Annotated in this window: 3 protein-coding genes; all 3 read left to right on the top strand. The window is 72.3% G+C overall.

The genetic code is table 11. The features are described 5' to 3' along the window. On the top strand, positions 1–852 hold an 852-nt coding region (locus tag VGD70_RS17615), incomplete at its 5' end, for a PKD domain-containing protein (RefSeq protein WP_331082568.1). A gap of 187 nt (positions 853–1,039) precedes the next feature. Further along, the gene (locus VGD70_RS17610) at positions 1,040–5,554 is read left to right on the top strand and encodes a PKD domain-containing protein (protein ID WP_331082566.1); all 4,515 of its coding nucleotides are present in this window, start codon (positions 1,040–1,042) and stop codon (positions 5,552–5,554) included. Positions 5,555–5,806: 252 nt separating this feature from the next. After that, positions 5,807–9,067 (top strand): PKD domain-containing protein (locus VGD70_RS17605; protein WP_331082564.1); only part of this gene is annotated, 3,261 nt, incomplete at its 3' end.

Below are 9,067 nucleotides of genomic sequence, written 5' to 3'. Positions count from 1 at the left end.
GGACCCACGACCGACGACGGCTCCATCGTCGGATGGTCGTGGGAGTTCGGTGACACCCTGACGTCCACGTCCGGTCCGACGGTCACCCACGCATATGGGGCCGCCGGCACCTACCAGGTGAGGCTGGTCGTGACCGACGAGGACGGCGCCCAGGACGACGTCACCCAGGAGGTCGTGGTCACGGACACCCCGGGGCCGGCCGTGCTGGCCAGCGACGCGTTCGACCGGACCGTCACCGGAGGACTGGGCACCGCGAACGTGGGCGGCCCCTGGACGGTGCTGCAGTCCAGCGGTGCCCGGCAGTCGGTGACCCCGAACGTCGCGGCGATGACCCTGCCGGCCGCGAACACCAACACCGGGTCCTTCCTGGGCGGCGTGTCGGCGACCAGTGTGGACGTGCGCACGTCGTTCACCGTGGATGTCGCCCCGACCGGGAACGGGACCTATGTCTACGTGACCGGCCGACGCGTCTCGAACAACAACGAGTACCGCGCGCGGGTCCGGCTGCTCGCCGACGGGCGGGTTGCGCTCTCGCTCTCCCGCCTCACGTCCGCCACGACGCCGATCGAGTCCTTCCCCGGCGGGGAGGTCATCGTGCCTGGGCTGATCTACACGGTCGGGCAGGACCTGAACGTGCGGGTCCAGGTCTCCGGCACCGGCACGACCCAGATCGGGGCCAGCGTCTGGCCGGCGGGTGGGACCGAACCGGCAACGCGGTCCATGGTCCGTAGCGACACGACCGCGGTCCTCCAGGCGGCCGGCAGTGTCGGCCTGCTGGTGCACCGGCCCAGCGGCACCACCGCCGCGACGACCGTCCGGTTCACCTCGTTCACCGTCAACGCCGGGCCCTGACGCACGATCGGAAACAGCCGGGATCCTCAGTCCCCGATCACGGGGAGTGAGGATTTCGGCTGTTCATGGCCGATCCCGGGTCGTCTTTAACCGGTTCGGGTGACGCGCGGAGCGCCTGACACCATGCATCGTTACTCCCAGTATTCGGCGCGGCTCACGGGGGGCCAGCCGGAACGGGGGAACGGCAATGAGTTCGTGGTCGATCGTGCGCGCGCGCCTGGTGGCAGGTCCGGTAGCTCTGCTGCTGGCAGCCGGGACGCTGGGACTGCTGGTCCCGGGGACGGCGCAGGCCGATTCCGCCCCACCGACCACCTCGCCCGCGACTCCGAGCACCGTGACGGCCGACGGTCTCCCGACCGTGCAGATCAACGGGGTCGTCTGGTCGCAGGTCGTCGTGGGCGACACCGTCTACGCAGCCGGTTCGTTCACCCGAGCCCGGCCCGCCGGCGCGGCCGCGGGCACGCAGGAGACGGTGCGCAACAACCTGCTCGCCTACGACATCCGTACCGGTCAGCTGATCACCTCCTTCGCGCCGAGCCTCAACGCGCAGGCGCTGGTGGTCACCGCCTCGCCGGACGGCTCGCGCATCTACGTCGGCGGTGACTTCACCCAGGTCGACGGCCAGCCGCGCAACCGCGTGGCCGCCCTGACCCCGGCCGGCGCCCTGATCTCCACGTGGCGGCCGAGCGTCAGCAGTCAGGTCCGCGCCATCGCGGCGACCAACGACACCGTCTACCTCGGCGGCAGCATCACCGCCGTCGGCGGCGTCAGCCGGACGCGGCTGGCGGCGGTCTCCGCGGCCGACGGTGCGCTGCTTCCGTGGGCGCCGGTGCCCGGCGTCGGGTCCACGGAGGGCAACGAACTGCCCGGCAACGACGCACGCAACCAGCAGACCAGCAACGCCGTCCTCGCCCTGGTCCTCACGAACGGGGGCGCCCAGGTCGTCGCGGCCGGGCGGTTCGACTCGCTGAACGGCACGAAGGCCACCGGCGTCGGCGCACTCGACGCGGTCACCGGGGCAACGCGGGACTTCGCCGTCAACCAGCTGATCACCAACCAGGGCGTCAACTCCGCGATCTACAGCCTGTCCACCGACGGCGCGGCCGTCTACGGCACCGGGTACGACTACTACGGCCCGGGCAACCTCGAGGGCTCGTTCGCGGCGACTGCCGACGGTGGTCAGGTCATCGCGATCAACGACTGCCACGGTGACCACTACTCGAGCTACGCCGTCAACGGTGCGCTCTACTTCGCGGGCCACCCGCACGACTGCGGCAACATCGGGGGCTACCCCGAGGAGAACCCCCGGATCAACAAGTTCGCGACCGCGGTGAGCACCGGCGCCACGGGCACCGTGGGCGGCAACACGCTGACCAACGGCAACCTCCAGGGGCAGCCGGCACCGTCGCTGCTGAACTGGTTCCCGACCATGAGCGCCGGGAGCTACACCGGCCAGGCGCAGGCCGGCTGGTCCGTCACGGGCAACAGCGACTACGTCGTCTATGGCGGCGAGTTCCCGCGGGTCAACGGCGTCGCCCAGCAGGGCCTCGTCCGTTACGCCGTCCCCGCCGTCGCGCCGAACAAGGTAGGCCCGAATGTGAACGACGGGCTCATCCCCACGGTGGTGTCCCTGTCGGCCGGCAGCGTCCGCGTCTCCTGGCAGTCGACCTTCGACCAGGACAACGCGAACCTCATCTACACGGTGGTCCGCTCCGACAAGCCCGCCCAGCCGGTCTATGAGACGACCGCGGCCTCGACCTTCTGGAACCGCCCGTCCCTGGGCTTCGTCGACCGTGACGTGCAGGCGGGCAGCCGGTACACCTACCGCGTCCACGCCTACGACCCCTTCGGCAACTCCGCGACGCGGTCGAGCGCCTCGGTGACCGTGTCCACGGACACGGCGTCCGGCGGTCTGTACGGCGACACCGTCCTGGCCGACACCCCGGAGCACTTCTGGCGGCTGGGTGAGGCGGCCGGAACCGCCACGGGCTACGACCAGGCCGGCTTCGACGATCTGACGCTCGGCAGCGGGGTCACCCAGGGCGCTGCCGGTGCGCTGGCGGGCACGGGAAACACGGCCGCGACCTTCGACGGCACCTCGGCCGGGACCGGCGCGACGCCGTCCCCCGCGCCGGGTCCGCAGACGTTCAGCGTGGAGGCGTGGTTCACCACCACGACCACGGTCGGCGGCAAGATCATCGGCTTCGGCAACGCCGCCACCGGCAACAGCGGCAGCTACGACCGGCACGTCTACATGGACGACTCCGGGCGGGTCTACTTCGGGGTCTGGTTGGGCTGGGGCGCGACCCTGGAGAGCAGTCGGTCCTACAACGACGGCGCCTGGCACCACGTGGTGGCCACCATCGGGCCCGCCGGCATGACGCTGCACCTCGACGGGCAGCTCGTCGGTCAGCGCTCCGACGCCACCGGGGCGCAGGACTACTCCGGCTACTGGCGCATCGGCGGGGACACCCGCTGGGCGGGCTCCAGCGACTGGTTCGCCGGGCGGATCGACGAGGTCGCCGTCTACCGGGCGCCCCTGACGGCCACCCAGATCCAGCGCCACTTCGTGGTGGGCAGCACGGGGGAGACCTTCAACGAGCCGCCGACGGCGAGCTTCACCTCCTCGGCGAACGGCACCGCGGCGTCCTTCGACGGCTCGGCGTCCACCGATCCCGACGGCAGCATCAGCCAGTACAGCTGGGCCCTCGGTGACGGCGCCACGGCCACCGGAGCCACCGTGGGGCACGCTTACGCCTCCCCGGGTACGTACCGGGTGACGCTGACCGTGACCGACGCGCGCGGAGCCACGGCCACGTCGTCCCGCGCGGTGGCGGTTGCCGCCTCGGGGACCGTCGGCGGTTCCTACTCGCAGGCCGTCATCGACGGCGGTGCCGTCCACTACTGGCGCTTCGGCGAACAGGCCGGCAACGCCTACGACTTCGCCGGGACGGCGGACCTGGGCATCGGCTCGGGCGTGGCCCGCGGAACGGCCGGCGCCATCGCCGGGGATGCAGACACGGCCGCCACGTTCGACGGCAGCGGTGAGGGGCGGGCGTCGACGCAGGCGCCGGCTCCGGGCCCGAACGTCTTCAGCATCGAGACCTGGTTCCGGACCAGCTCCACGTCCGGCGGCAAGCTCGTCGGGTACGGCAACCAGTCCTCCGGCAACAGCTCGAACTACGACCGGCACCTCTACATGGACGGGTCCGGCCGGCTCCGGTTCGGCGTGTGGACCGGCGCGATGAGCACGGTGGAGAGCGCCGCCGGCCTCAACGACGGGCGGTGGCACCACGTGGCGGCGTCGCTGAGCTCGCAGGGCCTGGCCCTGTTCGTCGACGGGCAGCTCGCCGGCAGCCGCTCCGACGTCACCGCCGGCCAGTCCTATGACGGGTACTGGCGGATCGGTGGGGACAGCTCGTGGGCGGGTGCGAACTACTTCGCCGGCACTCTCGACGACGTGGCGATCTACCCGGCCGCGCTGTCGACCGCCACGGTCGCCCAGCACTACGCGCTCGGGACGTCGGCTCCTCCGCCCAACACGGCACCGACGGCGTCGTTCACCGCGTCGGTGACCGGCCTCGACGTCACCGTGGACGGGACCGTCTCCGCGGACCCGGACGGTTCCCTCGCCTCCCGGGCGTGGGACTTCGGGGACGGGACGACGGCGAACGGGCCGACGGCGGCGCACACGTACGCCGCGGGCGGCACGTTCACCGTCACGCTCACGGTGACCGACGACGACGGCGCGACCGGTACGAGCGCGCAGCAGGTGACGGTCACCGCGCCGCCGCCGAACCAGGTGCCGGTCGCGGCGTTCACCGCCACCGGCACCGACCTCGCGGTCGCACTCGATGCGGTCGGCTCGAGCGACCCGGACGGCGACGTCGTGTCCTGGGCGTGGACCTTCGGCGACGGCTCGTCGGGCACCGGCGGGACGGCGACGCACGACTACGCCGCGGCCGGTACCTACCGGGTGTCGCTGACGGTGACCGACGACGACGGTGCGACGGCGACGACGGAGCAGGACATCACGGTCACCGCACCGCCGGCCGGCCCCGCGGTGATCGCCGACGACACGTTCGGCCGTACGGTCACCGGCGGTCTCGGCACCGCTGACACCGGGGGTGCCTGGACGGTGTCGGCCGGTGGGACGCGTCAGTCGGTCACGCCCGGGGTGGCGGAACTGCGGCTGGACGCCGCCGGCAACAACACCGGCGCCTTCATCGACGGCATCTCCCGGACGAGCGCCGACGTCCGGACGACGTTCTCCCTCACCGCCACCCCGACCGGCAACGGCACGTACGTGTACGTGACGGGCCGCCGGGTGGGCTCGGGCCTGGAGTACCGGGTTCGGGTGCGGCTGCTGGCCGACGGGCGGGTCGCGCTCGCGCTGTCCCGGCTCTCCGGTGGGACGGAGGCGTTCCCCGGCGGCGAGTCGCTGGTTCCCGGCCTGACCTACACCGCCGGCCAGGCGCTGAACGTCCGGGTGCAGGTCTCCGGCACCGGGACGGCCCAGGTCACCGCGCGGACGTGGCTCGAGGGGTCCCCGGAGCCGGTGGCCCCGTCGATGACCCGCACCGACACGACCGCTGCGCTGCAGGCGGCCGGCGGCGTAGGCCTCGCGGTGCACCGCCCGAGCGGCACGACCGCCGCGACGGCCGTCCGGTTCACCGCGTTCCGGGTGACCGAGCTGCCCTGACCGTCGGCAGCAGTACCGGCGCCGCCCTGCCGACCCTCACGGTCGGGGCGGCGGCGGCTCCGGACGGCGCGGTGTTCATCGTTGCGTGCCCTGCCGACTACACAGGGTGATCAGTACCCCGCCCGTGCGGGTGATTCCCCTGCTCAGCCGTCACAATGTCCGTGACTCCGTGTCATCGTCACTCTCGGTGCTCGTCGTCCGGTTCGGACGGCATCCGGGCGCCACCGGGGGAAACACGGGGGAACGATCGTCATGTCTGCATCGTCGGCGTCCGCGCCGAAGCGGGTTCTGTCACTGTTCGTGGCGTCGTTGCTCACCACGGGAGCCGTGGCGCTGGCGCTGCCGGGCACCGCCCAGGCGGACTCCCAGCCGCTCGCGGGCACGCCGGCCACCGTCGCCGCGGACGCCCTGCCGACCGTGCAGATCAACGGTGTGGCGTGGGCCCAGGCTGTCGTCGGCAACACCGTCTACGTGGGTGGCGACTTCACCACCGCCCGCCCGGCAGGTGCGGCCGCCGGCACCCAGGAGACGCCCCGGAACAACCTGCTCGCCTACGACATCCGCACCGGCGAGCTGATCACCTCCTTCGCCCCGGTCCTCAACGGCCAGGTGCTGGCCGTGACGGCCTCCCCGGACGGTTCGCGCATCTACGTCGCCGGCGACTTCACCCAGGCCGACGGCCAGGTCCGCAACCGCGTGGCCGCCTACGACACCGCTACCGGCGCGCTGGTGAGCAACTGGCGCCCGAACATCAACAGTCAGGTGCGGGCTCTCGCCGTCACCGCGGACACCGTCTACATGGGCGGGAGCATCACCGCCGTGGGCGGGGTGAGCCGCACCCGCCTCGCGGCGGTCAGCACCGCCGACGGCACCCTCCTGCCCTGGGCGCCCCTCCCCGGCGTCGGTTCCACCTCGGGCAGCGACCAGGTCATGTCGCTGGTCGTCACCGGCAACGGCACGCAGGTCGTGGCGGCCGGCCGGTTCGCCTCGATGAACGGCACGAAGGCGACCGGCGTCGCGGCGATCGATGCCGTCACCGGCGCGACCCGCCCGTTCGCGATCAACCAGAAGATCACCAACCAGGGCAGCGACTCGGCCGTCTACAGCGTCACCACCGACGGCGTGAACGTCTACGGCACCGCCTACGACTTCGGCGGACCGGGCAACCTCGAGGGCTCCTTCGTCGCGAAGGCCGACGGCGGCGCGATCGTCGAGATCAACGACTGCCGCGGCGACACGTACTCCAGCTACCCCTCGAACGGCGTGCTCTACGTGGCCAGCCACACCCACAACTGCTCGCCGATCGGCGGCTTCCCCGAGCAGAACCCGCGGGTGCACAAGTTCGCCACCGCTTACACGATCGCGCCCTCCGGCGTGGGCGGGGCGACGACCTTCTCCAACAAGAACCTGGTCGGCCAGCCCGCGGGCAAGCAGCTGGACTGGTTCCCGACCATGACCCCCGGCACCTACACCGGCCAGGGCCAGGCCGGCTGGAGCGTCACCGGCAACGGCCAGTACGTCGTCTACGGCGGTGAGTTCCCGCGCGTCAACGGCGCCGGTCAGCAGGGCCTGGTCCGCTACGCCGTCCCGGCGCTGGCGCCGAACAAGGTCGGCCCTGCCGACGGCCTCACGGCCACGGCGACCTCGCCTGCGGCCGGCGTCGCCACGATCGGCTGGACGACGACCGATGACCAGGACAACCAGTACCTGACCTACTCGGTCTACCGCGAGGGCGAGGCCGCCCCCGTCTACGAGACGGTCAAGGGCTCGCTGTGGTGGCAGAACACCGCGATGAGCGCCACCGAGGCCGGCGTCAGCGGCTCGCTGCGCTACCGCGTCGTCGCCACCGACCCCTTCGGCAACCGGACCACCGGTGACTGGGTCGCGGTGGACGTCGCGCCGGCGCCCGTGACCGGCACGATCGACTACGCGTCCGCGGTCAAGGCCGATGGCGCACAGTCGCACTGGCGGCTCGGTGACACGACCGGGACGACTGCTGCCGACGCCATCGGCAACCGCCCCATGACCGTCGGCTCGGGTGTCAGCAGGGCGGTCGCCGGCGCACTCTCCGCCGACACGAACACGGCCTTCTCCTTCAACGGCTCCGCGCAGGCGACCCTGGCCACCCAGACCTCGTCCGCGGCACCGAACACGTTCACGGCGGAGGCCTGGTTCCAGACCAGCTCCGGCTCCGGCGGCCGGATCCTCGGCTTCGCCAGCGCCGCCTCCGGCAGCAGCTCGACCTACGACCGGCAGGTCTACCTCGACTCGCGGGGCCGGGTGAACTTCGGTGTCGACACGCTGACCGGCAAGAACCGGCTGACCGAGCGCACGGTGGGCAGCAGCGCGTCGTTCAACGACGGCAAGTGGCACCACGTCGCCGCGTCGATGAGCTCCTCGGGCATGGCGCTCTACGTCGACGGGAAGCTGGTCGACTCGCGGACCGACACCACGACCGGGGCGTCCTACAACGGCTACTTCCGCGTCGGCAGCGACCGCGCGATGAGCGGCTCCAGCACCTTCACCGGCCGGATCGACGAGGTGGCGCTGTACCCGGCGGCCCTGTCGGCCGTGCGGGTGGCGGCGCATGCCACCGCCGGCGGGGCATCCCAGGCGCCGAACCTGCCGCCGACCGCCCGGTTCGCGAGCTCGTCCACCGGCCTGGCCGCGACCGTCGACGCCACGGGCACGAAGGACGTCGACGGCACGATCCCCACCTACGCCTGGACCTTCGGTGACGGCTCCACCGGCACCGGTGCCACCGCCACGCGTACCTACGCCGCGGCCGGCACCTACCTGGTGACGCTGACGGTCACGGACAACAGGGGCGCTACGAGCACGGCCACCCGGATGGTCAGCGTCGCGCCGGTCGTGCCCAACAAGGCACCGACGGCGGCGTTCACGGCGACGGCCAAGGACCTCGTGCTCTCCGTCGACGCCGCCGGCTCCGCCGACAGCGATGGCGTCGTGAAGGCTTATGCGTGGAACTTCGGTGACGGCGCGACCGCCACCGGTGCCACGGCGTCGCACATCTTCGCCACGGGCGGCAGCCACCACGTGACCCTCACCGTCACCGACGACAAGGGCGCGACCGGGGCGACCGGCCGGGACGTGACGGTCGTGGCGCCGCCCGTCGAGGTGGTCGTCGCGAACGACGCCTTCGGCCGGACGGTCACCGGGGGTCTCGGCACCGCGGACGTGGGCGGCGCCTGGACGGCGCCGGCCGGTGCCGCGCGCCAGTCGGTGTCCGCCGGCGTGGCCGAGCTGCGGCTCGACGCGGCCAACCAGAACACCGGGTCCTACCTGGGCGGGCTTTCCCTGACCGACGCCACGGTGCTGACCTCGTTCTCCCTGGACGCGATGCCGACCGGTGGCGGGACGATGGTGTTCGTGTCCGGCCGGCGGGTCGCCAGCAACCAGGAGTACCGGGTGCGGGTGCGCTTCGCGCCCGACGGCCAGGTCGGTCTCTCCGTCTCGCGGCTGTCGGGCGGCACGGAGGGCTTCCCCGGTGGC

The sequence above is a fragment of the Actinophytocola sp. genome (assembly GCF_036402745.1).
Lineage (GTDB): Bacteria > Actinomycetota > Actinomycetes > Mycobacteriales > Pseudonocardiaceae > Actinophytocola.
Note: the sequence above shows the minus strand (reverse complement) of the source record. Positions and strands in the feature narration are given on the sequence as shown.

Excerpts from the sequence above, each read along its gene's own strand:
- VGD70_RS17610 (WP_331082566.1), top strand. The coding sequence starts at position 1,040 with ATGAGTTCGTGGTCGATCGTGCGCGCGCGCCTGGTGGCAGGTCCGGTA.